General features: G+C 54.4%; 24 protein-coding genes. 10 read left to right on the top strand and 14 right to left on the bottom strand.

Translation table 11 applies throughout. The features are described 5' to 3' along the window. Positions 1-578: 578 nt before the first annotated feature. The 4 genes from F552_RS21100 (at position 579) to F552_RS0108830 (ending at position 4867) form a co-directional block, all read left to right on the top strand. Complete coding sequence (locus tag F552_RS21100; RefSeq protein WP_018151378.1) at positions 579-863, top strand: GNAT family N-acetyltransferase; 285 nt, start codon at positions 579-581, stop codon at positions 861-863. A 207-nt stretch (positions 864-1070) separates the two neighbouring features. Continuing rightward, positions 1071-1826, top strand: coding sequence for a hypothetical protein (locus F552_RS0108840; RefSeq protein ID WP_051078286.1), 756 nt, complete (start codon positions 1071-1073; stop codon positions 1824-1826). 569 nt (positions 1827-2395) lie between these two features. Next, on the top strand, positions 2396-3733 hold the full coding sequence (gene argG / locus F552_RS0108835; protein WP_018151376.1) for an argininosuccinate synthase: 1338 nt from the start codon (positions 2396-2398) through the stop codon (positions 3731-3733). Positions 3734-4102: 369 nt separating this feature from the next. Continuing rightward, positions 4103-4867 carry a substrate-binding periplasmic protein gene (locus F552_RS0108830; RefSeq protein ID WP_018151375.1) on the top strand — a complete coding sequence of 255 codons (765 nt, stop codon included), beginning with the start codon at positions 4103-4105 and terminating at the stop codon, positions 4865-4867. A gap of 23 nt (positions 4868-4890) precedes the next feature. Here F552_RS0108830 and ygiD read toward each other — a convergent pair whose 3' ends face one another. The 3 genes from ygiD to F552_RS0108815 all read right to left on the bottom strand — a co-directional run bounded on the left by ygiD (position 4891) and on the right by F552_RS0108815 (position 7217). Next, positions 4891-5772 (bottom strand): 4,5-DOPA-extradiol-dioxygenase, encoded by an 882-nt coding sequence (ygiD, locus tag F552_RS0108825; protein WP_018151374.1) that lies wholly within the window; start codon positions 5770-5772, stop codon positions 4891-4893. 7 nt (positions 5773-5779) lie between these two features. Continuing rightward, positions 5780-6496: a DsbA family protein gene (locus F552_RS0108820; protein WP_018151373.1), complete on the bottom strand. Its 717-nt coding sequence runs from the start codon at positions 6494-6496 to the stop codon at positions 5780-5782. 82 nt (positions 6497-6578) lie between these two features. Continuing rightward, positions 6579-7217 carry an NAD(P)-dependent oxidoreductase gene (locus F552_RS0108815; RefSeq protein WP_018151372.1) on the bottom strand — a complete coding sequence of 213 codons (639 nt, stop codon included), beginning with the start codon at positions 7215-7217 and terminating at the stop codon, positions 6579-6581. A gap of 144 nt (positions 7218-7361) precedes the next feature. Here F552_RS0108815 and F552_RS0108810 point away from each other — a divergent pair, with 144 nt between their 5' ends. Beyond that, positions 7362-8276 carry a LysR family transcriptional regulator gene (locus F552_RS0108810; protein WP_018151371.1) on the top strand — a complete coding sequence of 305 codons (915 nt, stop codon included), beginning with the start codon at positions 7362-7364 and terminating at the stop codon, positions 8274-8276. A gap of 30 nt (positions 8277-8306) precedes the next feature. Further along, on the top strand, positions 8307-8963 hold the full coding sequence (locus tag F552_RS0108805) for a cupin domain-containing protein (protein WP_018151370.1): 657 nt from the start codon (positions 8307-8309) through the stop codon (positions 8961-8963). 49 nt (positions 8964-9012) lie between these two features. On the opposite strand, the gene F552_RS0108800 is transcribed toward F552_RS0108805, so the two are convergent. The 6 genes from F552_RS0108800 to F552_RS20725 all read right to left on the bottom strand — a co-directional run bounded on the left by F552_RS0108800 (position 9013) and on the right by F552_RS20725 (position 14191). Further along, on the bottom strand, positions 9013-10536 hold the full coding sequence (locus tag F552_RS0108800) for an HAL/PAL/TAL family ammonia-lyase (RefSeq protein ID WP_018151369.1): 1524 nt from the start codon (positions 10534-10536) through the stop codon (positions 9013-9015). A gap of 95 nt (positions 10537-10631) precedes the next feature. Further along, positions 10632-11423, bottom strand: a complete 792-nt coding sequence (locus F552_RS0108795) for an ABC transporter ATP-binding protein (protein ID WP_018151368.1) — start codon at positions 11421-11423, stop codon at positions 10632-10634. Between the two features lie 9 nt (positions 11424-11432). After that, positions 11433-12155: an ABC transporter permease gene (locus F552_RS0108790; protein WP_211208253.1), complete on the bottom strand. Its 723-nt coding sequence runs from the start codon at positions 12153-12155 to the stop codon at positions 11433-11435. An 8-nt stretch (positions 12156-12163) separates the two neighbouring features. Next, positions 12164-12880, bottom strand: a complete 717-nt coding sequence (locus tag F552_RS0108785) for an ABC transporter permease (RefSeq protein ID WP_018151366.1) — start codon at positions 12878-12880, stop codon at positions 12164-12166. A 95-nt stretch (positions 12881-12975) separates the two neighbouring features. Then, positions 12976-13833: a transporter substrate-binding domain-containing protein gene (locus F552_RS0108780; protein WP_018151365.1), complete on the bottom strand. Its 858-nt coding sequence runs from the start codon at positions 13831-13833 to the stop codon at positions 12976-12978. Positions 13834-13969: 136 nt separating this feature from the next. Then, positions 13970-14191, bottom strand: a complete 222-nt coding sequence (locus F552_RS20725) for a hypothetical protein (RefSeq protein WP_018151364.1) — start codon at positions 14189-14191, stop codon at positions 13970-13972. 47 nt (positions 14192-14238) lie between these two features. Here F552_RS20725 and F552_RS0108770 point away from each other — a divergent pair, with 47 nt between their 5' ends. Continuing rightward, positions 14239-15147 (top strand): LysR substrate-binding domain-containing protein, encoded by a 909-nt coding sequence (locus tag F552_RS0108770; protein ID WP_018151363.1) that lies wholly within the window; start codon positions 14239-14241, stop codon positions 15145-15147. Positions 15148-15418: 271 nt separating this feature from the next. Here the strand turns inward: F552_RS0108770 and F552_RS0108760 are convergent, their stop codons facing one another. Further along, complete coding sequence (locus F552_RS0108760; protein WP_018151361.1) at positions 15419-15625, bottom strand: hypothetical protein; 207 nt, start codon at positions 15623-15625, stop codon at positions 15419-15421. A gap of 14 nt (positions 15626-15639) precedes the next feature. Here F552_RS0108760 and F552_RS0108755 point away from each other — a divergent pair, with 14 nt between their 5' ends. From F552_RS0108755 to F552_RS0108745, 3 genes are all read left to right on the top strand, one after another. Continuing rightward, complete coding sequence (locus tag F552_RS0108755) at positions 15640-16431, top strand: HalD/BesD family halogenase (RefSeq protein ID WP_018151360.1); 792 nt, start codon at positions 15640-15642, stop codon at positions 16429-16431. Between the two features lie 140 nt (positions 16432-16571). Next, positions 16572-17678, top strand: coding sequence for an S-(hydroxymethyl)glutathione dehydrogenase/class III alcohol dehydrogenase (locus F552_RS0108750; RefSeq protein ID WP_018151359.1), 1107 nt, complete (start codon positions 16572-16574; stop codon positions 17676-17678). A gap of 41 nt (positions 17679-17719) precedes the next feature. Beyond that, positions 17720-18328 (top strand): glutathione S-transferase family protein, encoded by a 609-nt coding sequence (locus F552_RS0108745; protein ID WP_018151358.1) that lies wholly within the window; start codon positions 17720-17722, stop codon positions 18326-18328. An 80-nt stretch (positions 18329-18408) separates the two neighbouring features. Here F552_RS0108745 and F552_RS20040 read toward each other — a convergent pair whose 3' ends face one another. From F552_RS20040 to pstS, 4 genes are all read right to left on the bottom strand, one after another. Further along, entirely contained in the window at positions 18409-20547 is a 2139-nt protein-coding gene (locus F552_RS20040; protein ID WP_051078285.1) for a sensor domain-containing diguanylate cyclase, read from the bottom strand. A 235-nt stretch (positions 20548-20782) separates the two neighbouring features. Continuing rightward, positions 20783-21085 (bottom strand): hypothetical protein, encoded by a 303-nt coding sequence (locus tag F552_RS0108735; protein WP_018151356.1) that lies wholly within the window; start codon positions 21083-21085, stop codon positions 20783-20785. Positions 21086-21145: 60 nt separating this feature from the next. Further along, on the bottom strand, positions 21146-21367 hold the full coding sequence (locus F552_RS0108730) for a hypothetical protein (protein ID WP_026182542.1): 222 nt from the start codon (positions 21365-21367) through the stop codon (positions 21146-21148). A gap of 271 nt (positions 21368-21638) precedes the next feature. Beyond that, on the bottom strand, positions 21639-22479 hold an 841-nt coding region (gene pstS, locus F552_RS0108725; protein ID WP_018149754.1), incomplete at its 5' end, for a phosphate ABC transporter substrate-binding protein PstS.

Below are 22479 nucleotides of genomic sequence, written 5' to 3'. Positions count from 1 at the left end.
AAAAAAAATAACAAATGCACCCATGCTTAAAGCCCCCGCCCCCGTTTTCAAATACCACGTTGCATTAAATGCCATCCCTGACGGCACAGCATCAATACCATGAGGAAGCGGGTGTAGGCCGTTAGCCTTTGTCATGAAAACCCCGTGCAGGTGTGCACTTGCATAGATGCAAGGGTTCAATACCCAGCTGTTTCTGCCTCAACAAAAGCCCATTCACCGTACACGAACGCGTGTGCCTAGGCTTGGTAAGTTACCAATATCTATTCATTTATTCTATTCACAAAGCTATTCATAGTAATGGCAAATCATGCGAACACAATTCACTTACAGCTTAGTTGCAGCTCAGCGAACCAACTCCAACTCATTGAAAAAAATGAACGATGCAGCCAGTTACTTCCTGCGCGCTTTGCAAACTTAGAGACGAAATCATTCTCTTGAATATCGGGACAGTCCGCTGCTCTTAACTGACTGTCTGTCAAATCGGGGTAAAACCATCCGCCCATAAAATGGAGATACTGGTGCATGCTGGTGAAAAAAGGCCAATATCGACCTGAAAAGGCCCTATTTACCGGTTACTGATGCATTTTTTAGCGGGATGGTCTGTCGTAGTGACTTGTTCAGACTTTCCCTATAAGATGCAGAACGCAGTAATTGGCTACGACCTAACACCTGCATTTTGGGGTAAAGGGTATGCCGTCGAAGCGGTAGCGAAAATCATCTTGGCTGCATTTGAAGGTCAACTGGCTTGTGGTGCGCTAAATAGAATTCAAGCAGACACAGTCCCGGGCAATAAAACCTCTGAAGCAGTACTTCGAAGATTAGCCTTCAAAGACGAGAGTTTGCGGTGTGAGGCTGGCTTTTAGAAAGGTCAGTTTCACGATCTTAAATGCTTTGGTTTACTCAAATCTGAGTTCAAAACATAACAAGGCTTTGCAGTGGGGTCCGACACTCCGCTCTTTTTTGCGCCATTCCGGCCCACTGAACTTGGCGTTAGAGCGTTCGCACAAGAAATAATAGAAAAGGAGTAAGCAATGCGTATGATTACACCTCGATTCTTGGGGGCGGGAGCCATGAGCACAAAGCATAAAACCGGGCGGCGCGGCATCATGCGTCAGCTAGGAGCGCCCCTGTTGAGTGCATCTCTGCTCAGCCTAGCTGTTGCGCCAGCGGCCGAAGCGGTGCCAAAGCAGATCATCATCCTGCGCCATGGCGAGAAACAGGATGCCTATAAGCTCTGTACTGTCGGCCAGCAGCGCTCGCTGGCTTTGCAGACGAAATACCTCGGTAAGGGAGCTGCCGACAGCCTATTCCCCAACGGCACAGGCCCAGACGGCATCTTTGCTATCACCTTGCACACGCTGGAACTGGCGAGCCCGATGGCGCAAAGCTGGGGCCTGCCGTTGCAGCTCTATTCTGTGGTACCGCTACATGGCATGAGCAAGAAGGCCACCGCGCTGCAACTGAACCAGCGCACGCAGCAGGCAGTGAATGCCTTATTCAGCGATCCCCGCTGGGACGGCAAGACCGTGGTGATGGTGTGGGAGCACGACCATATCGCTAAGAAAAAATTGGAAGCGCAGTTTCCGAATGAGAAAGTGACATTGCGCCAGCTGCTCAATCTCGACCAGCTAGCAGAAGTGCCGAAGGACTGGCCTGGCAGCAATTACGATTATTTCTGGATCGTCGATTACGGCAATCCGGGCTCGGCTATCCCGACCAAATTCACCCAACAGAAACAGGTGTTTTCGTCACCCTACGAGGCCGTGCCGAGTAACGACTGGGGCAAGCCGGAGAATTTGCCCAAGAATGCCAAGTGCTTGTCTTAGGCAATTCATTGAGGCGCTGCTAAATAGGTGGCAGCGCCGACCGCCTGCTCTATTCTTCTGAGAATAGATGGTATCTAAAGCAATCCGTCGACGGACAAGACAAAATAGTCAATCATTGGAAGGCCGACTGTCACACATGAGCGTCGGCTTTGGCCGATTTGCTGTCGAACACGCTGACCACATAGATGGTCGTTCTTTTCACTATCCGTCCTCTCGACACAGCTGCGGGTAAAAATGCCAGCGTTATTGCATATCCAATATCTCAAATCAAATGGCACGTTTTACCCTCATGTTGACTCACCATAAAGCAAGCATTCCCACCTCACACCCATAACAGGCAATTTATTGCTCAGTGGTAACCACCATACCCCAGAAAAAGCGCTGAAATAACAACCGGATACTTGACCTAGCCTAGGGTAAAGCCCGATACTTGCAAGGTTATAGGTGCAAGCAACTCGCCTGCACCTTCGCATGACTGCCAGCGGGTAAATCGGCAGCAAGGCGCCCCGGTAGCTACCGGTTTTCTGTTCACTTAATTTCGTGCCACGCAAGTGGCCAGACATCACGACATGGCAACCATTCTTCAGAATATTCCTTCAGGTCAGAAAGTCGGCATCGCATTTTCTGGCGGTCTAGATACCAGCGCAGCCCTATTGTGGATGCGCAACAAAGGCGCGATTCCTTACGCCTACACAGCAAACCTTGGCCAGCCGGACGAGACCGATTACGACTCTATCCCGCGCCGTGCCAAAGAATACGGTGCAGAGAATGCCCGTCTGATCGACTGCCGTGCACAACTGGTGGCAGAAGGCATTGCTGCCCTGCAAGCTGGTGCTTTCCATATCACCACCGCTGGCTCTACTTACTTCAACACCACGCCAATCGGCCGCGCCGTCACCGGCACCATGCTGGTGGCTGCCATGAAGGAAGACGACGTCAACATCTGGGGTGATGGTAGTACTTACAAAGGTAACGACATCGAGCGTTTCTACCGTTACGGCCTGTTGACCAACCCTGAACTGAAAATCTACAAGCCTTGGCTTGACCAGACGTTCATCGACGAACTGGGTGGCCGTTCCGAGATGTCTCAGTACATGGCGCAGTATGGTTTTGAGTACAAGATGAGTGCAGAGAAAGCGTACTCAACTGACTCTAACCTGCTGGGCGCAACCCACGAAGCCAAAGACCTGGAGTTTTTGAGCACCAGCCTGAAGATCGTAAAACCGATCATGGGTGTGGCTTTCTGGCGTGATGATGTTGCGATCAAGGCAGAAGAAGTAACCGTGCGCTTTGTAGAAGGCCGTCCGGTTGCCCTGAACGGCGTGGAATACAGCGACCCGGTTGAACTGATGCTGGAAGCCAACCGCATTGGTGGCCGTCACGGTCTGGGCATGAGCGACCAGATTGAAAACCGTATTATCGAAGCCAAGAGCCGCGGCATTTACGAAGCCCCTGGCATGGCGCTGCTGTTTATCGCTTACGAGCGTCTGGTCACCGGTATCCACAACGAAGACACCATCGAGCAATACCGTGAAAACGGCCGTCGCTTGGGTCGTTTACTGTACCAGGGGCGCTGGTTTGATTCTCAAGCCCTGATGCTGCGCGAAACCGCACAGCGCTGGGTTGCCCGTGCCATTACCGGTGAAGTGACACTGGAACTGCGCCGCGGCAATGATTACTCGATTCTGGATACCCGCTCAGACAACCTGACTTACAAGCCAGAGCGTCTGACCATGGAGAAGAACGAGTCTTCGTTCACGCCGCTAGATCGTATCGGCCAGCTGACCATGCGTAACCACGATATTGCAGATACCCGTGAAAAGCTGATCACCTACACCAACGCGGGTCTGTTGTCGGCTTCTAGCGCATCGTCCCTGCCTAACCTGAAAAACGACGAAGGCAAATAAGCCTTGGTGGTTATCCGCCGTTAGCAGAACGTAAAAAACCCGCTTCTCTGAAGCGGGTTTTTTATTGGCCTATACTCGCGAATGGGCATCCTGGATGGCGGATACTGGCAAGCGCTATTTGTCTGGCAGCGGGTATGGCTGTTTGAAAGTGAGCATCGTCACGGGGCATGCGTTTCTTCAACAGATGCGCAACAGGGGTGCAGCCCCCTGTTTAGGCGGATGTAACACTTTTTAACACGAAAATATTTAATTTATGACATTTGGGCATTCATGCCACACCCCTTTTATGACAATGATGTGATATCTTTAAACACTCATTCACTGTCAGTTTGGCAATCGCATCAAAGGCATCACGTGTTAAAACGCTTTATGAAACGTCGGTTCGCATGCGGGCTATTACTGGCCTGTACGGCCATGTATAGTTCTGCCACCGTGCAACCGGTTGTTAACCTTGTTGCCTCTGAATACCCGCCCGATACTTCTGAGAGCATGCCCGGCGGTGGCGTCATGGACCGTCAGGTCAAGCGTGCCTTTGAGTTGGCCGGCTACAAGGTCAATGTCACCTATTACCCTTGGGCGCGCGCTTACGAGCTGGCCAAAACCGGCCGCGTAGACGGTATTTACGACTTCTGGATGACTCCCGAACGTGCCGCATATTTTGTGGGGTCTAAACCGGTATCTGACATGCATTTTGCCATTTACGGGCGGCTTTCCAGCAAGGAGCGGCCGCGCTCGCTAAATGACCTGCGCGGCAAACGCATCGGCATCGTCAACGGTTACGCCTACCCGCAAGAAATGCAGCCGCTGAAAAACCAGCTGGATGCCTCGCTGGCAGATACCAACAACTTCCAGAAACTGGTCATGGGGCGGGTTGATTACGTGATCAGCACCATTGAAACCACCAATTATCTGGCCGGTTATAGTGGCCAGTCTTTCTTCGACAAGGTGTACCAGACCGATATCACCCTGAGTACTTTGTCTCGCGGGGTTGCGTTCCCCAAAGCCAACCCGAAGCATCTCCAGCTGCAAAAAGCCTTTAACGAAGGCCTGCAAAAACTGAAACTGGAACAAAAGTACAAAGCCAAGCATCCGGGCAAGAAGCCCACCCTGCTTAGCTACCGGGATTTGTACTAACCCTGCCGCTAATCCACAGCTTGTTAGCCAAACCGCACCGACCGCATCGAAAAGGCGGCTTCCTGGAAGCCTTCAAACGGGAAACTGATCTTGTCGAGTTCATCGCTGGCGCCCAGCGTGTACAGCAAGGGCAGATAATGCTCAATGGTCGGGTGCGCCTGTTGCCAAAGCGGGTACTGCCGCTTGTCTTTAGCCAGTAAATGGTCCAGATTCCGCTGCAGTAAAGCCGCTTTGGTCAGCGCATCAAACTCGACAGCCCAGTCATAGGGTTTGGCATTGATGTCATCTGCCGACATGGGCAGGCTATGCACGATATTGCCGCTGCCCAGTATCAGCACGCCATTCTGGCGCAAAGACCGTAGCATGATACCCACCTGCATATGCTGTGTTAGCGTCATGTGGCCATTCATGCTCAGCTGGATGACCGGAATATCCGCTTTGGGGTACAGGTGATGCAGCACCGTCCATGCCCCATGGTCCAGCCCCCATTGCATATCCGCCCCTACCTGCAAAGGCACCAGTTGCTGCTTGATCTGGGCTGCCAGCGCAGGGTGACCCGGGCAAGGATATTGCATGTCTGACAAGGCTTTGGGGAACCCGCCAAAGTCATGAATGGTTTGCGGCTTGGGAGAGGCCATCACCAGCGTGCTGTCCCGCACCCAATGGGCAGAAACCACCACAATGGCGCGCGGTTTTGGCAGGGTTTGCCCCAGCTGCTGCAAATGGCGGGTAAAGGGGTTGTCCTGAATCGCATTCATGGGTGACCCGTGCCCGACAAACAGTACCGGCATGCGGGCATTCACGCTACCCTTTACCGGGTTCACGATCTCTTTGGCTTCCGCATCGCCCAGCAGTACAGCAAGTGCACTGGCCAGGCTGGCGGTTATAAAATTACGACGTTGCATACAGTCCTTAAACCGGGTCACAGCCGTCTGGTGTACATACTGGGCCATCGTTTGCGGCAGTAGCCGGGGCCACCTGTCGCGAATCTACATACGCTTGCAGTGCCTCGCGCCAAGCCTCGGTTTGTCCCAGAAACTGGCTGATATTCACTGTCTGTACTTCGTCACCACTAACAAGCCCAATGGTGGGATACCCACGCCCGCCCAAGCGCTGCAGCCACTCTCTGGCATGCTGCATTTCTGCCTTAAGCTCGGCATGCCCAAAGGCGGCAAAGGCTGTCTTGAAGGCTTCTTCCGGCAAGCCAAGTTCAATCGCCAGAGATAGTAGTACCTCAGGGTCGGCCACCTTGCGACCTTCGGCATAGTGGGCGTGCTGGATGCGCTGATGCATGGCCAGCGCCTTGTCTTGCAGTTGCCCGGCCACCACCACAGCCGCTATCGGCGGTGCAGAATCGAACACCACGCTACTGTCTTTCAGCAGACCGTTGAAATAGGCGTCTTCACTGAAGGGTTGCCCGGTCATTTCTGCTATGCGCCGGTCATGCGGCATGACATAGTCCCGCAGCTGGGGGGTGACTTTCTGACGGTTGTCGCCCACAAAGAGGCCGCCCGCATGCAGCTCTATCTGCAGATTTGGCACCGTGGAGGCGGCTTGCAACAAAGGCGCAGCGGCATAACACCAGCCGCACACGGGGTCATGAACATAAATCAGCTTAACGTTAGCCATGGATGTGTCCTGTCTGTTTCCAAAGCCGGCAGGAGAGACGGCTTGCCACCGACTCTCCTGCTGGCATCACTGCATCATCCGATTACTGATACGCAACGGTGATGATGTCTTTCAAAAATTTGCCCTGCTCGATCTCTGCCACAAAAGCTTCGGCGTAATCCGGGTAAGAAATCTTGCTGTGGCCGTCGGCATTTGCCAGGAATGTCTTGGCCACCACCTTGTAGTTACCTACCTTGTCGCCCGGGCCGATTTCTGCGGCTGGCGAGAAAAAGGTCCAGTCGAGGTCGTCCACGGTCTTGAATACATTAAACGCTTTGCGGTGCGCCAGGGCATACGCTTTGTAGGCTTCCGGAAAATCCGGTACATCTACCAGTTGCAGGCCGGGGGCCACTTCCAGGCTGCCCGCGCCGCCAATCACCACCACCCGCTTGATGCCGGCAGCGCGTGCGGCAGCCACAATGGCTTCTGCAGCGGCGGCAACGGTATCAATATTGTCATGTTGCGGGCCATACGCGCTAGCCAGAACATCAGCGCCTTTGATTGCGTCTGCAAACGCAGCGGTGTCGGCAATATCCACTGCCTTGAAGTTTACGCTTTCCAGCCCTTCTGGTGCAGCACGGTCTGAACGAACAATGCCGATAACTTCGTGACCTTGGCGCAGGGCTTCTTTTGCAATTTCTGAACCGATTTTACCGGTAGGGGCAACAAGTGCGATTTTCATGATGTTTCCTTTATCTAAGTTGTCAGATGCTGCCTCTGTTGATGTCTGCAGCGGATGAATGGCAGTCTACCCGCTTGTATTGATCGGAAAAACATCATATAAATAGCTTGTTTGTTGCATAAATCGATCATATAGGCTGAGCATATGGACAGAATTACCGCCATGAAGGTGTTTGTGGAAGTGGTCACACACAAAAGCCAGACGGCTGCCGCAGACCGGCTGGATATGTCGCGCGCCATGGTCACCCGTTATCTGGCCGAGCTGGAAACCTGGCTAGGCGCCCGGTTGATGCACCGTTCCACCCGTCGCTTTAGCCTGACACCGGCCGGAGAAGCCTGTTTGCAGCACTGCCAGCAGGTACTGCAACAAATCGAGTCGCTGGAGGCCGACACCCGCAAGGATGAAACCGAACCCAGCGGGCTGATCCGTATCACCACCGCCATGTCGTTCGGCCAAAAGCATCTGGCCGCGGCCGTGGCGGCCTATCTGCAGCGTTATCCGAGTGTAAAGATCGACTTGCTGCTGGTGGATAGGCGCGTCAACCTGGTAGAAGAGCGCATTGATCTGGCCATCCGCATCACCAATGATCTGGATCCCAGTCTGATTGCCAGGAAACTGGGCGTTTGCGAATCCGTGATCTGCGCCTCCCCCGCCTACCTGCAACGCGCTGGTACACCTGCGCAACTGCAAGACCTGTCCGGCCATAATTGTCTGACGCATTCGTTTGTCGGGAAAAGCGAGTGGCGCTTCAAGCGTAGCGATGACATGCACAGCGTACAGGTTAGCGGTAATCTGAGTGCCAACGAAGCCGCCGTACTCATGGAGGCCAGCCTGCAGGGCTTGGGCATTGCCATGCAGCCGTTGTATCTGGTTGCGCCGTATCTTAAAAACGGTACACTGGTGCAACTATTGCCGGACTACAGACCGTATGAAATGGGTATCTATGGCGTGTACACGTCCAGACAGTTCATGCCGGCCTCGATGAGAACCCTGCTGGATTTTCTGGCCAGTTATTTTGATGAACATCTGGAAAAAACGGTTGTGCCGCACATCCGCTAACGCCGCCCCGACTCCCTTCTTGGATGCCACATGCAACTGAATGCCGATTTTGCCGAACGTGTTGTTGTAGATACCAGCACCCTGCCATGGGTAGCGTCGCCTGCCAGGCTGGTAGACCGGAAAATGATCGAACGCGATGGTGAAGAAAAAGCACGGGCCACGTCTATCGTCCGTTACGGTCCGGGTGCGGGTTTTCCGGCACACGTGCATGATCTGGGGGAAGAGATTTTTGTGCTGCAAGGCATTTTCTCTGACGAGACGGGCCATTATGGACCGGGTACTTACCTTAAAAACCCGCCCGGCTCGACCCACGCCCCTTATTCAGAAAACGGCTGCACCATTTTTGTGAAACTGCGCCATATGCAGCCGGACGATACCGAGCAAGTGGTCATCGATACCACCACAGCCAGCTGGCTGCCGGGTCTGGTGCCGGGATTATCTGTATTGCCGCTCTCTACATACAAAACCGAGCACACCGCACTGGTGCGCTGGGCCCCCGGTACACACTTCTCCCCGCACCGCCACTATGGCGGAGAAGAAATACTGGTGATTGACGGGGTATTTTCAGATGAATTTGGCGATTACCCGGCTGGCACCTGGCTGAGAAGCCCGCACCTCAGCCAGCATCAACCCTTTAGCCGCGAAGGCTGTACGATTCTGGTGAAGGTGGGGCATTTGCCGGAGTGACCCTGACACTGGTGGCGGCAAGCACACGTTGCATGTACTTGCCGTCTTCTCAAAGCGTCAAGCCGATACCGGTTTCTATCCGGGCCAAGGTACCCGGGTCGCGCAGCAAGCCAAGAACGGTCGTGATATCCGTCGAGACAATCCGGTCTTCTATATATGGCGGCACATGCTCGCGCAAGAGGGTCAATGCCGTGCGCGTACCCTGTGCCAGATCACGTGCATTATAAAAATGCAGCGCCTGGGCGGCGACCAGGTATTCAATGGCCAGTACGGTTTCGACATTATCCAGCACCTTGAACGCTTTCAGTACCGATGGCGTGGCCAGGCTCAGGTGATCTTCCTGCAGGGCAGATGTCACAAAGTTATCCACCACCATCGGGTGGGCCAGCACCTTGTTTTCCGCCACCAGAGACACTGCAACATACTGGATGATCATCAAGCCGGAATTGACACCACTGCTTTCGACCAGAAACGGCGGCAGCCCGCTGACCAGCGGATTCACCAGCCGATCTACCCGGCGCTCGGCAACGCCGGCCAGTTCAGCCAGCGCAATAGCCAGCAGATCCGCCGCCATGGCCATGGATTGCCCGTGCGGGTTTGCCTGGGAAATAACCCGGTAGTCTTCAGGCGTGCCGAACACTTGCGGGTTATCGTTTGACGAGGCGAGCTCGATGTTCAGCTGGTCACCGATGTGCGTCAACTGGTCCCGCGTGCTGCCATGAATCTGCGGAATGGAACGGATACTGAGTGCGTCCTGAGTGCGGATTCCTCTGGATACCGCCAGAATGGCGCTGTCTGACAGCAGCGCACGCAGATTTTTACCAACTTGCTGGGCACCCGGATGCGGCTTGGCACGCAAGGCTTCTTCATCAAACGCCGTGATCTGCCCTTTCAATGCCTCAAAACTCATGGCGGCAATGATGTCGGCCCATTTTGCCAAGCGCGTTGCGCGCGCCATGGCAACGCTTAGCAGGCCAGTCGCGCACGGTAGCCCGTTCACCAAAGACAGGCCGTCTTTGGCATTGAGCACCAGGGGAGACAACCCTCTACGCGCCAGCGCACTGGCGCCCGGCAGGCGCTCTCCATCTACCCAGGCTTCTCCCAGGCCAATCAACGGCAAGGCCGCATGTGCCATATGGGTCAGATAACCGACGGAGCCGCCCGCAGGCACCACGGGCGTTATCCCAAGGTTGAGCATGGCCAGCAGACCATCCACCACCGCGGGGGAAATGCCGGCGTGCCCATGGGCATAATTCTGCAGCTGGGCAGCCAGAATGGCGCGCGTTTGCGGAATGCTCAACGGGTCGCCCACGCCACACGCATGACTTTGCAAGGTATTGCGAGACAATGCAGAAAGCTGGTCTCCGGCCAGTACCACATTGCATAACGCCCCAAGACCGGTATTGATGCCGTAAGCCCGCTCTTTCCGTTCTACGATCAAATCGACGATCTGCCGGGCATCGTGTATGCGCTTGTTGGCCGTTTTACCCAATTGCAGCGGGCTGCCATACGCAACTTGTGCCAGCGCATGCCAGCCTAGCGGCTCGCTATCCAGAATAACTACATCAGACATGTCAGACTCCGCTACTTGGTAACACCCCGCCCCGACACATTGGGCGGTGGCGGGGGATAAACAGGCAATCCGTCAGCGGCTTGCCTGTTTCGGGATCACGCATGGGCGTGGCTGGAAATGAACTGGCGGAACCGTTCGGATTTTTCCTGCTTGAACATGTCCAATGGCGACCCTTGTGCCTCGATCAGGCCTTTGTGCATAAACACCACCCGATTAGACACATTGCGAGCAAAACCCATTTCATGCGTGACGACCAGCATGGTACGGCCCTCTTCGGCCAGTGCACGCATCACTTTCAGGACTTCCCCTACCAGCTCCGGGTCTAATGCCGATGTCGGCTCGTCAAACAGCATGACTTTCGGCTTCATGGCCAGCGCACGCGCTATGGCAGCACGCTGCTGCTGCCCGCCAGACAAATGGGCCGGATAGTGGTTTCGCTTGTCGGCAATGCCTACTTTTTCGAGCAGGGCCTCTGCTTCATCAATACATTCGCCGCGTGAGCGCTTCTGGACATGTACCGGGCCTTCCAGCAGATTATCCAGAATGGTCATGTGCGAGAACAGGTTAAAGCTCTGGAAAACCATGCCCAGCTCTGAGCGTATCCGGTCCACCTGCCGGCGGTCAGCCGGCTCCGGGTGGCCTGCGCGGTTGCGCCGCATGAGGATTTTCTCGCCAGCCACCGTTACTTCTCCGGCATCAGGTGTTTCCAGCAAATTGATACAGCGCAGGAAGGTGCTTTTACCCGATCCGCTGGCCCCCAGAATGGAGATGACATCCCCTACATGTGCATCCAGAGAAATGCCTTTTAGAATCTCGTTCTCGCCAAATTTCTTGTGCAGGTCTTTGACGGACAACGCCAGGGGAGCAGGAATATCAACAGGTTTCATGATCATGTCTCACTGTGTACGGATACGAAGATTAGCGGGTACTTTGACAGGGCGAAGATGCGGAGATAACCGGTGCTCCAGTAAAGCAATCATGCGCACAATCAGAAAATTCAGCACAAGGTAAATCAGTGTGGCGCACAGAAACACCTCCATGGTCCGGTAGGTATGCGCAATGATGCGCTGCGCCACACCAGTGATTTCCCACACCGTGACCAGGCTGGCCAGCGATGTTGCTTTCATCATGAGAACAATCTCGGTGGAATACGCAGGCAGTGCCTGACGGAGTGCAATCGGGGCAATCACCCGGCGAAACAGCATGAACCCCGACAAACCCAATGAGCGCCCGGCTTCCAGTTGCTGCACCGGCACTGCCAGCACGCCACCACGGAATATCTCGGTAGAATAGCCCGCGGTACACAAGGCAAGGGTAATGACCGCGCAATAATACGGGTCACGCAGCAAGGGCCACATAAACCCCTGTTGCACGATCTTGAACTGGCTCACGCCGTAATAGATCAGAAACAGCTGGATCAACAACGGGGTACCGCGGAACACAAAGACATATGCCTTTGAGAATTGCACCAGCACGCGGATACGGCTAAACCGCATCCAGGTCAGCCCCATGGCCATCAGGCCGCCCAGTGCAATAGAGGCAGAAAACAGGCCCAGGGTTGTCGGAAGTGCAGCCAGCAGCTGCTTGATGGTATCCATCAGGAAAGCAAAATCCATCATGATCCCCTTTAGCCGATCGCTCGCCGGAAGCTCTTACCTACCCGTGCTTCGGCTGCGTTGAAAAACCGGTTAGAAATACTTGTCATCACCAGGTAGAGCACCCCGCCAATGATGAAAAACTGGAAATACTGATGGGTTGAACTTGCACCCACCTGGCTGGTTCGCAAGATCTCGGCCAGCCCTGTCACGGAGATCAGGGCAGAGTCTTTCAGCGTCATCTGCCATACATTGCCCAGACCAGGCAAAGCAAAACGCATGACCTGTGGCATGATGATGCGGAAAAACAGTTTCAGGCGCGGCATGCCCATGGCACGCGCAGCTTCTATCTCCCCACGCGAAACCGCGTGAAATGCCCCTCGATAGACTTCTGCCTGATAAGAGCCGGAAATCACACCCACCGCAAAAGCGCCGGACAAGAAGGGGGGCATGCCGAAAAAGCCTTCTCCCCCCAGAGAATGGTGCATCGCAGTCATCAGGCTGGAGCCACCAAAGTAGATCAGGTAAATCACCAGCAATTCGGGGATGCACCTGAACAAGGTGGTGTACAAGTCGCCAGCCACTTTTGCAGGGACGCTCTTGGAGAGTTTCCCCCATGCGACCAGCGAGCCAAAAACCGCACCGATCAGTAATGCACTCAATGTCACCAGCAGGGTCATCAAGGCGGCTTCTAAAAGCGCCCCGCCCCAGCCTTTGGCCCCAAAGCCAAACAGTTCAAACACGTCCATCGCAATGCCTTTTTGTCTTTAGCGGCTGGCAGCGGATTACCCCGTCTGCCAGCCAGGCTGCTTAGATAAAATCAAGAAATGACATGATTGCGGGTTTAAGGCGCAACATTCATTTTGAACCATTTCATGCTGAGCTTCTTGACGGTGCCGTCTGCCAGTGCCGCCTTGATGGCCACATCAAATTTGGCTTTCAGGTCTTTGTCTTCCAGCCGCAAGCCAAGCGCTTCTCCGGCACCCCAGATAGGGCCGCCAATTTTGGGGCCGGTAAAGCCCAGATTACTGTTGTCCGGCTTGGAAAACGCAGAGGTAAAGTACGTCGCATCATCAAAGGCAACATCAATACGGCCAGAGCTCAGATCCAGATCATGCTCCGCGGCGGTTTTGTATTCACGGATCTCCGAGACATCCTTGAAGTTCTTATAGATGAAAGCGGTAAACGCGGTGCCTGTCTGGATACCAATCGTTTTGCCTTTCAGGGCTTTACGCAACATATCAAGCGTTGGCTTATCTGTTGCGGCGTTGCCTGTCAGGCTGGCAGATTTGCCGGTACCGGGCAGTTTGCCCATCGGGCTGGTTTTGATGGCGGCAAAAGAGGCCGGTGTACTGGCATAAGGGACAGAAAACGCGATTTCTTTTTTGCGGTCTTCGGTAATCGCCAGGCCATCCATGATCACGTCAAACTTGCCGACTTTAAGCCCGGCAATCATGCCATCCCAGTCTTGGGCAATCAGCTTGCACTTTACCTTCATGCGTGAGCAGAGATTGGCGGCCAGCTCGGGTTCGAAGCCACCGAGAGACCCGTCTGCGTTGGTCAGGTTCCAGGGTTCATAAGCACCTTCCAGTGCAATGGTGACATTCTGCCAGTCTTTTGCTTCTGCAAGACCAGAGAGCGCTGCGAGGGCAATGGTGCTTGATAGCACCATTGGTTTTACGGATAGTTTGAATGCTTTCATGCTAAGTACTCTCCTTTGGCTATTACGCTATGATCGCCAGACACAGGGGCCTGACGACTATTAACCTTTTCCGACGCGGTGTCCGGTATCGGGCTGGATGCTTTTTTAAACCTGGTATCAGTTGTACCAGTGCGTGCTAATGGGTGTCTTTAGTACATTCAACAACTGGAAATGCGCCTGCAGCCGGTTTTTGCTCACGAAGGCGATTAACCTGCAATCTCCTCCCAAAACCCTCATGCATGTACAATTCTTGCAACTCGTCAAAACCACAAACATTGATCGAAACAACAGCTGGCATCGCTGTTTGTTGATTTATGTCAACGACGATACAGAAAAAAAACCTTTGCATCAACGACATAAATTGTTACCCTTTCATTAGAAAATCTTTTGAAAGGTATGGACGAGATGCAAGAACTCCCGCCATTAAATGCTGTCAGGGCATTTGAAGTTGCAGCCAGAACCGGCAGTTTTGTGCTTGCAGCGTCAGAACTGGGCGTATCTTCGGCGGCTGTGAGCCAGCAGGTACGTAATCTGGAAGCCTATCTGGGCAAGCAACTGTTTGTGCGTAATGGCAACCGGATCACCCTGACGGATGCAGGGCTGGTGATTTATCCGCAGACATCCAGAGCCTTGGGCGATATTGCGGCTATGACAGAACGCATTCTGGAGGGCGAGTTACAAACTCGCCTGGTGGTGAGCGTCCCTTTCTCGCTGGCAGAGAAATGGTTGGCGCCCAAACTGGCAGAGTTGCTGGAGGTCTATCCCCAGATGGCCATTGATATCCGCGTAGAAGATGACCCGGTCGATTTGCTACGCCAGAACATTGATTTGCGCATCAGTTATGGGGATTATCATTATCCGGCGCTCAATATCGTGCCACTGGTGCATGATGAAGTGATTCCGGTTTGCGCACCGGATTTCTGGAACCGCTACGGAAACAATGACTTTAGCCTGTCTGAAATCCATGAAAGCATGTTTATCCATACCAACTGGGGACCAAACTATGCGTCCCACCCTGCCTGGCGGGACTGGTTTGCCTTGACCGACTATCACCGGCACCCCGATCCATCTCTAGGGCGGCGTTCCGGTTTGTCCAGTTTAAGCATTACCATGGCGCGTATGGGACTTGGCATTGCATTGGGTCAGAAAATCATGGCCAAAGCAGAGCTGGATGCCGGCCGGTTAATCTCCCTGTCTGCCACCTCGGTGAAACTTGGGCACCCATATTGTGCGTTTTCATTGCCTGCCAAAGCCAACCGTCCAGAAATCAAACGGCTGATCAGCATTCTTGCCGAGGGTGAATCACCGGGTTAACCGTAGCATACCCCCTCCAGTATCCCCGCCCCACGATCCGCCATGCCACCGTGTTTGGTCGGGGGCGCTTCCCTTTTGTTAGTCCCTTTTGGCTTTCCGCCACTTTCTTTGTCCGATAGTACCCCCCCGTGTGCGTTCGTCGCTGTCTGCGTCTTCGCCCCCCTGCAAGCGCCGTCTTGAGGCCTTCTCCGATCTTTCGTCATCCACGTATTTGAAGTGCTCGCTCCCTCATTTGTCATTCCGAAAGATTTTATATGGCAAGAGCAAGATTTTATGCCGTTGATATTAAATTTTTCTTTATGTATCGTTTGCCTACGACAAAAACGATGACCAGCAACCACTGGTTCAACGCAGTTATCGTCGTCAAAGCCTTGCCTGGATGGCCTTCAGGATTGCTTTGCTGAAAAGACCCGTTGATCTGTCCATCCCCAACAGATGCGGCAACAAAGACGATACCCCAATTTTTAATCACCATCATGTGAGGCGACCACCATGCGTAATATTCTTGATCTGGACCGTTATCCGTTGGACCGGGAAGGCAGTGCCGAATGGCATGCACTTGTTGACCAGTCCGTAGCAGAACTGGAAAAAAACGGCATGTACAATCTGGAGGGTTTCTTGCGGCCGGCGTTTGTCCAGCAAGCCGTGGCAGAAATTCGTCCCATCATGGATACCAACTCCTATACCCACAAGCGGGTACATAATATTTACTTCAAACCGGACATCCCTGAACTGGGTGCCGGACATCCTGCGCTGCGCAAGGTAGAAACCATCAACCATACGGTGTGCGCCGACCAGCTACAAGACAGCATCGTACGGCAAATCTATGAATACGAACCGCTGATCCGCTTTCTGGCAGCCACCATGAACAAAGCGGCACTGCATGTCATGCAAGACCCGCTGGCACGGGTCAACGTCATGTCTTATCGGGATGGCGAAGCCCTTAACTGGCATTTCGACCGCTCGGAATTCACGACCACCTTGCTACTGCAAGCCCCGGAACAAGGCGGTGTCTTTGAATATCGGACCAACCTCAGATCGGATGACAACCCGAACTATGACGGGGTCGCCAAAGTGCTGGAAGGTCAGGACCCAGAAGTCCAGCAATTGAATGTGAGACCGGGCAACCTGAACGTTTTCCGTGGCAAAAACACCGCACACCGGGTAACCCCGGTAGAAGGAAAGCTGGATCGCATGATTGCGGTGTTCTCCTACTACGAAAAACCCGGCGTCATGTTCAGCGCCGAGGAACAGCTCGGCTTTTATGGACGTACAGCAGCATAGTTTTGCCCAGGCTTGAATCGCGCCATGTGATGCGTGACTGCTGCAGGTACCTCCCCGGGTACCTGCGGTAGCCATTCCATGACGTCGTTCATGTAGCCGGCCAAACATCTTGTCTTGTTCCCATCAGAAAGAAATACCGCATGAAAACCAAAGCAGCCATCGCATGGAAAGCGGGTGCTCCGCTCACCATCGAAACGGTCGACCTGGCCGGTCCCAAGGCCGGCGAAGTACTGGTCGAACTGAAAGCGACCGGCATTTGCCACACCGATTACTACACCCTGTCGGGTGCGGATCCGGAAGGCATCTTCCCCGCCATTCTCGGCCATGAAGGCGCTGGCGTGGTGGTCGATGTCGGACCGGGGGTCAAATCCCTCAAAAAGGGCGACCACGTTATCCCGCTGTATACCCCGGAATGCCGGGAGTGCAAGTTCTGCCTGTCGCGCAAAACCAACCTGTGCCAGGCCATCCGTACCACCCAGGGCAAAGGGCTGATGCCGGATGGCTCCAGCCGCTTTAGCCTGGATGGCCAACCCCTGTTTCATTACATGGGGACGTCCACCTTCTCCAATTACACCGTGGTACCGGAAATTGCGTTGGCCAAAATCCGTGAAGATGCCCCCTTTGATACGGTGTGCTACATCGGCTGCGGGGTGACCACCGGCCTGGGTGCCGTGATCTTCACCGCCAAGGTCGAGGCTGGCGCCACTGTGGTGGTGTTCGGTCTGGGCGGGATAGGCCTGAACGTGATTCAGGGCGCCCGGCTGGTCGGTGCCGGCAAAATCATCGGCGTAGATATCAACCCGGCCCGCGAAGCCATGGCCCGCCAATACGGCATGACCGACTTCATCAACCCGAACGAAGTCGACAATGTGGTGGATGCCATTATCCAGCTGACCGATGGCGGGGCCGACTATGCCTTCGAGTGCATTGGCAACGTCCACACCATGCGTCAGTCGCTAGAATGCTGCCACAAAGGCTGGGGACAATCCATCCTGATCGGGGTGGCCGCCGCCGGTCAGGAAATCAGCACCCGTCCTTTCCAGCTGGTGACCGGACGCGTCTGGAAAGGCTCTGCCTTTGGTGGCGCGCGCGGCCGTACCGATGTCCCGCGGATTGTCGACTGGTATATGGAAAACCGGATCAGCATCGATGACATGATTACCCATCGGCTGACCCTGGATCAGATCAACGATGGTTTTGACCTGATGAAACGGGGCGAATCGATCCGCTCTGTGGTTGTGTATTAACCCTGTGCCACATGGCACACCCCTACTCAAGGAATCCCCCCATGTTGAAACTGTATGACTTTGAACTCTCTGGCAGCTGCTACAAAATCCGTCTGCTGCTGAACATCCTCGGCCTGCCTTACGAAAAGGTCAGCGTTGACTTTATCAACAAGGAGCACAAAACCGAGGCTTTTCTGGCCCTGAATCCGTTTGGCGAGATTCCGGTGTTTGAAGACGGTACGCTGCGCCTGCGCGATGCCCAGGCGATTCTGGTGTATCTGGCCCGGCAATATGACCAGACCCACCAATGGTACCCGACCGATGCCGTGTCCGCTGCCAAGGTCAGCCAGTGGCTGGCCACCGGCGGTGGCGAGATCATGAATTCTGCCGGTGCACGGCTGGTCAAGATTCTGAACTACCCGCTGGATCTGGACAAACTGCAGGCAGGTGCCCATCGCGTGTTCAAGATCATGGATGCGCATCTGGCCAACCGTAACTGGCTGGAGCTGGATCATCCCACCATTGCCGACATCGCCTGCTTCCCGTATACCGCCATGGCCGGTGAAGGCGGGATTGATCTGTCTGCGTATCCGAACATTCTCACATGGATTGACCGCATCAAGCAGTTGCAAGGCTTTATCCCGATGCCGGGCATCCCGGCGCTAGCCTGATAGTCGTACGCTTCACGGCAAGTCATCTCGCCAGACAGTGACTTCTCCTCCTGTCTGCAGATGGCTTGCCACCTCTGTGGCTAGTCATCCGGGGAAAAAATGCACACCGCGTTCCGGCCATTTTGTTTGGCGCGGTACATGGCCACATCCCCCTGCCGTAGCAGATCACGGGCATTGTCTGCGTGTTCCGGGTACAGCACGATGCCGATGCTGGATGAAATGTGCAAGGATTTGCCAAGCTCGGTCACAAAGGGTGTATTCATCGCCTCCAGAATCTTGTTCCCCACATTGGCGGCACTTTCAATATCGTTGATATCAGGCAACAGCACCACAAACTCATCCCCGCCCACACGGGCAACGGTATCGTTGTTACGCAAGCATTGCTGCATACGCTCTGCCACGCGCTGAAGCAACCAGTCGCCGGTGTCATGACCCATTTCATCGTTGATGGGCTTGAATTTGTCCAGATCGATAAACATCAATGCCAGCAGGTGGCGATTGCGCTTTGCACTGGCAATGGCCCGGTTCAGGCGGTCTTCCAGCAGGCGCCGGTTGGGCAGGCTGGTGAGCTTGTCGTAGAAAGCCATGTGCTTGATTTCTTGCTCGGCTGCTTTCCGCTCACTGATGTTGCGCGTCACGCCCAGCAATTGCGGGTGGTCCGGCTCATCAAACATCAGTGTGCCGGTTATTTCTACCGGCACCAGATGGCCATCCTTATGGGGGACTTCGACCTCCATGGTCAGAAAGCGGGCCGGCAGTTCGCCATGGTTGTAGCGGTCTATCGCATCGTGCAAGATGGCATCGAGCTTGCTGCGAACGTCTGGCGTGTAATATTGTTCGGCTGGCAGATTTAGCATCTCTTCTGCCGTCCAGCCGCGCAGGTGCTTGACCGACGGGCTGACAAATTTCAGCCGCTGCGTTGTCAGGTCCATCAGCCAGATCACGTCATTCGTGTTCTCTGCCACTAGCCGGTACAGCTCATGGCTTTGGTGCAACGCTTCGGTCAGACGATTCCGCTCTGCTTCCAGCCGCAATTTTTCGATGCTATTAACCCGCACCACCTCAACCGCATTCAGCATCTTGCCGACTTCATCACGACGCGGCGAGTACGGTACTTTGTCACCCGGCTTGCCGTTGGCAATGTCGATCAGGGCCTGGGTGGCGTACAGCACGGGTTGCACAATGCGCTGGCGCAGCAGGATCAGCAACAGGATCAGGGTCAGCAACACCCCCGTCCCCACAATGCAGCTGATGATCAAATCCCGCTTGGCCAGCGTATGCGTATGGCGGGCACCTTCTACCGCCACCGCCAACAAGGTATTACGCAAGCGGACAATTGATGCCATTTCTGGAACGTAGTGCTGGGCAAAGATCGCCGCATCCATGCCATAGGGCCGATGCGCTTCGCTGTTGTCCTCTACGGAATTGACAAAGGCCAGCCCTTTGCCAAAGTAGTGCTGCTCCATGTTTTGCACGGCATCGCGCACCCGTTTGTCCATATCCGGCTTGGTGGTTGGCAACTCGATCAATTGGCGGATTTGTTCAATGCGGCCCCGGAGCTGGTTGATATTGGTCAGCTCCATTTTGCTAAGCGCAACGTTGCGTGTGAGTGCAACTGTAAACTGGGAGCCAAGCCGGCCGGCGTACTCGCGCAAATACACAGAAAACTGCGCACTATTAAGTACATCAGCAAACTCCGGATATATGTCTACGGCATTATGGGTGAGTGTGTTAACCGATGTCAGTACCGGGGGCACCACGTCAAACATTTGCTGGATGGCGGCATGGATCGCACCCGGCTGCCGTTGATCCCGCGGCAAGGTTGCGACCTTTTCTACGGCGTTGCGGCCAATAGCCAACTGGCGTTGTGCCTGCTGGATCAGGCCAGCGGTCGCACGCACGCGCGGGTTGGCAGAATGTGATACTGTCGCCAGCAAATCGGCCAGCGCCTGGTCACTGGCGCGGCGGGCGCTGAACAAACGCCGGCTTCTTTCCGGATTATGGGGAATATCATCCCCCATCAGCCCGTTGGAAGGTCCGCGCTCAAACGACACCTTCTCTGCTGCTACCATGGCTTTGGTAACCAGCTGCATCGCATCCAGCCCTTCACGCGCGGTGGCATAGCGATGCCAGTCGCCAATCATGATGTGCGAGAGCAACAGCGCAATCAGCACCATCAGAAAGAACAGGGATATCGCGAAAAGTCTGGCTAGTTTCATGATCTTCTAAACAATGTCCGCACGGGTACCATCTGATAAACAAGCATGTTTTGCAGTTAAACACAGCATGCAGGCTTTGAAAAGACAAACCGGCTTTGGTGTCTCCTGAGTATAGGCATAAGCGGACACCACTGCTTGAACGGAATATAACGCCGCCACACCAGTCGAGCACACTTAAGCGCGTGCAATCGTATAGCCTGAAGTCTGTTATGCCTTTACCGTCAGATGGCATGCCTCAGAAATGATGGAAATGGTGGTGGTTGGGATGATGCAGGTGGTAGACGGCCAATCGGGTAGCCTGTGTACGGGTCAGGTACGGTTTGTGGCGGAGTTCTTCGGCAATCAGGACTTCGCTGATCAAATGGCTGTGTGTCTCGTGCAAAAGTGCGGCCAGATTTTCTTCGTCATCCCCGGCGTGTTTCATTTGCCTTAAACGGCGGGCTTCAAGCAAACGGGCATAACGCCACATGCGAGACAGGCCATGGACAATTTTTGCCAGTATCAGTAAACCGCCAATCAACAGCACCCAGCTCAGCATGGCAAACTCCCTGGTGAGGGTTTACAAACTGGCACTCAAAAAGTGCATATCCCTGATGGATCAGCCTTGGCACAAGTGATAGCCGAACTGTATCAAGTCAGGCAAGGCCAGGCTGACATCTACGCCAGCATAAAAGAGCGACTCTTCCGGATAGGTACCTTGAAGCACCCAGTCTTCCGGTGGCGGAATATCCTGCAAACCGACATCCCGGAACTCGAACTCTTCTCTCATTAACAGGACAATCTGCGAGTTATTTGCCTGTTCAAACACTTTCACTAACATGAATCACTTTCCCCTGGAAAACCTTGGCCGGTTTGCCATGCGGTAAAAACGGGTAACCAAACCTGCGCTTGGTCATGATGATTGTATTGGGGGATGGAAAGATCATACTGACCGCCGGCGTGATGGCAAGTCATTTGTGTAAACATTTCTTAATCGTTGCAAAACACCTTTGGTATCGCCAGGTTCACCCCAGAGGTTGCTTGTGCGGGCAGAAAAAAAGGCCACAACATCCGTTGCGGCCTTTTTCGTAGTGGTCAACACCCCGGAAAAATTACTTCCAGATTGGCTTGCCAGCGGCATCCTTGATGTTGGCTTTCCAGCTTTCTTGCAACTGGGTCACCAGTGCAGCTGGCAGCGGTACATAGTCCAGCTCGCGAGCTGCTGCACCACCGTTTTTCAGTGCCCAGTCATAGAACTTCAGCACTTGCAGGCCGTTTTCAGGGTTGGCTTGCACTTTCTGCATCAGGATGAAACTGGCACCCGTGATTGGCCAGCTGTTCTTGCCTGGCTCGTTGGTCAGGATTTCATAGAAACCTGGGGCTTTAGACCAGTCGGCGTAAGAAGCAGCGGCCTGGAATGTGGTGTCATCCGGCTGCACAAACTGGCCTTCCTTGTTCTGCATGGACACGTAATCCATCTTGGTCTTCTTGGCATAAGCGTATTCCACGTAGCCAATGGCACCCTTGATACGCTGCACGTAAGAGGCAACGCCTTCGTTACCCTTGCCGCCTACACCTTCCGGCCAGGCCACGGCAGTACCGGCACCTACCTTGGTTTTCCATTCTTCGCTGACTTTGGACAGGTAGTTCGTGAAGATGAAAGAGGTACCAGAACCATCTGAACGGCGTACCACGACGATATTGCTGTCTGGCAGTTTCACGCCCGGGTTCAGGGCCACAATCGCTTTGTCGTTCCAGGTCTTGATCTTGCCCAGGTAGATATCAGCCAGTACAGCGCCAGACAGTCTCAATTGACCACCGACCACGCCGTCCAGGTTTGCAACCGGTACCACGCCACCGATGATGGCCGGGAACTGGGTCAGGCCGTTCTTGGTTTGTTCTTCCAGGGTCATTGGCATGTCGGATGCGCCAAAGTCCACGGTTTTAGCCGTA

This window comes from Leeia oryzae DSM 17879 (assembly GCF_000376945.1).
Classification (GTDB): Bacteria; Pseudomonadota; Gammaproteobacteria; order Burkholderiales; family Leeiaceae; genus Leeia; species Leeia oryzae.
The sequence above is the reverse complement of the archived record's forward strand: the minus strand, read 5'-3'. Positions and strand labels throughout refer to the sequence as shown.

Excerpts from the sequence above, each read along its gene's own strand:
- argG (WP_018151376.1), top strand. The coding sequence starts at position 2,396 with ATGGCAACCATTCTTCAGAATATTCCTTCAGGTCAGAAAGTCGGCATC.
- F552_RS0108755 (WP_018151360.1), top strand. The coding sequence starts at position 15,640 with ATGCGTAATATTCTTGATCTGGACCGTTATCCGTTGGACCGGGAAGGC.
- F552_RS0108795 (WP_018151368.1), bottom strand. The coding sequence starts at position 11,423 with ATGAAACCTGTTGATATTCCTGCTCCCCTGGCGTTGTCCGTCAAAGAC.
- F552_RS0108790 (WP_211208253.1), bottom strand. The coding sequence starts at position 12,155 with ATGATGGATTTTGCTTTCCTGATGGATACCATCAAGCAGCTGCTGGCT.
- F552_RS0108820 (WP_018151373.1), bottom strand. The coding sequence starts at position 6,496 with ATGGCTAACGTTAAGCTGATTTATGTTCATGACCCCGTGTGCGGCTGG.
- F552_RS20040 (WP_051078285.1), bottom strand. The coding sequence starts at position 20,547 with ATGAAACTAGCCAGACTTTTCGCGATATCCCTGTTCTTTCTGATGGTG.
- F552_RS20725 (WP_018151364.1), bottom strand. The coding sequence starts at position 14,191 with ATGTCGTTGATGCAAAGGTTTTTTTTCTGTATCGTCGTTGACATAAAT.
- F552_RS0108745 (WP_018151358.1), top strand. The coding sequence starts at position 17,720 with ATGTTGAAACTGTATGACTTTGAACTCTCTGGCAGCTGCTACAAAATC.
- F552_RS0108735 (WP_018151356.1), bottom strand. The coding sequence starts at position 21,085 with ATGCTGAGCTGGGTGCTGTTGATTGGCGGTTTACTGATACTGGCAAAA.
- F552_RS0108810 (WP_018151371.1), top strand. The coding sequence starts at position 7,362 with ATGGACAGAATTACCGCCATGAAGGTGTTTGTGGAAGTGGTCACACAC.
- F552_RS0108730 (WP_026182542.1), bottom strand. The coding sequence starts at position 21,367 with ATGTTAGTGAAAGTGTTTGAACAGGCAAATAACTCGCAGATTGTCCTG.
- F552_RS0108815 (WP_018151372.1), bottom strand. The coding sequence starts at position 7,217 with ATGAAAATCGCACTTGTTGCCCCTACCGGTAAAATCGGTTCAGAAATT.
- F552_RS0108770 (WP_018151363.1), top strand. The coding sequence starts at position 14,239 with ATGCAAGAACTCCCGCCATTAAATGCTGTCAGGGCATTTGAAGTTGCA.
- F552_RS0108800 (WP_018151369.1), bottom strand. The coding sequence starts at position 10,536 with ATGTCTGATGTAGTTATTCTGGATAGCGAGCCGCTAGGCTGGCATGCG.
- ygiD (WP_018151374.1), bottom strand. The coding sequence starts at position 5,772 with ATGCAACGTCGTAATTTTATAACCGCCAGCCTGGCCAGTGCACTTGCT.
- F552_RS21100 (WP_018151378.1), top strand. The coding sequence starts at position 579 with ATGCATTTTTTAGCGGGATGGTCTGTCGTAGTGACTTGTTCAGACTTT.
- F552_RS0108750 (WP_018151359.1), top strand. The coding sequence starts at position 16,572 with ATGAAAACCAAAGCAGCCATCGCATGGAAAGCGGGTGCTCCGCTCACC.
- F552_RS0108785 (WP_018151366.1), bottom strand. The coding sequence starts at position 12,880 with ATGGACGTGTTTGAACTGTTTGGCTTTGGGGCCAAAGGCTGGGGCGGG.
- F552_RS0108830 (WP_018151375.1), top strand. The coding sequence starts at position 4,103 with ATGAAACGTCGGTTCGCATGCGGGCTATTACTGGCCTGTACGGCCATG.
- F552_RS0108840 (WP_051078286.1), top strand. The coding sequence starts at position 1,071 with ATGAGCACAAAGCATAAAACCGGGCGGCGCGGCATCATGCGTCAGCTA.
- F552_RS0108805 (WP_018151370.1), top strand. The coding sequence starts at position 8,307 with ATGCAACTGAATGCCGATTTTGCCGAACGTGTTGTTGTAGATACCAGC.
- F552_RS0108760 (WP_018151361.1), bottom strand. The coding sequence starts at position 15,625 with ATGATGGTGATTAAAAATTGGGGTATCGTCTTTGTTGCCGCATCTGTT.
- F552_RS0108780 (WP_018151365.1), bottom strand. The coding sequence starts at position 13,833 with ATGAAAGCATTCAAACTATCCGTAAAACCAATGGTGCTATCAAGCACC.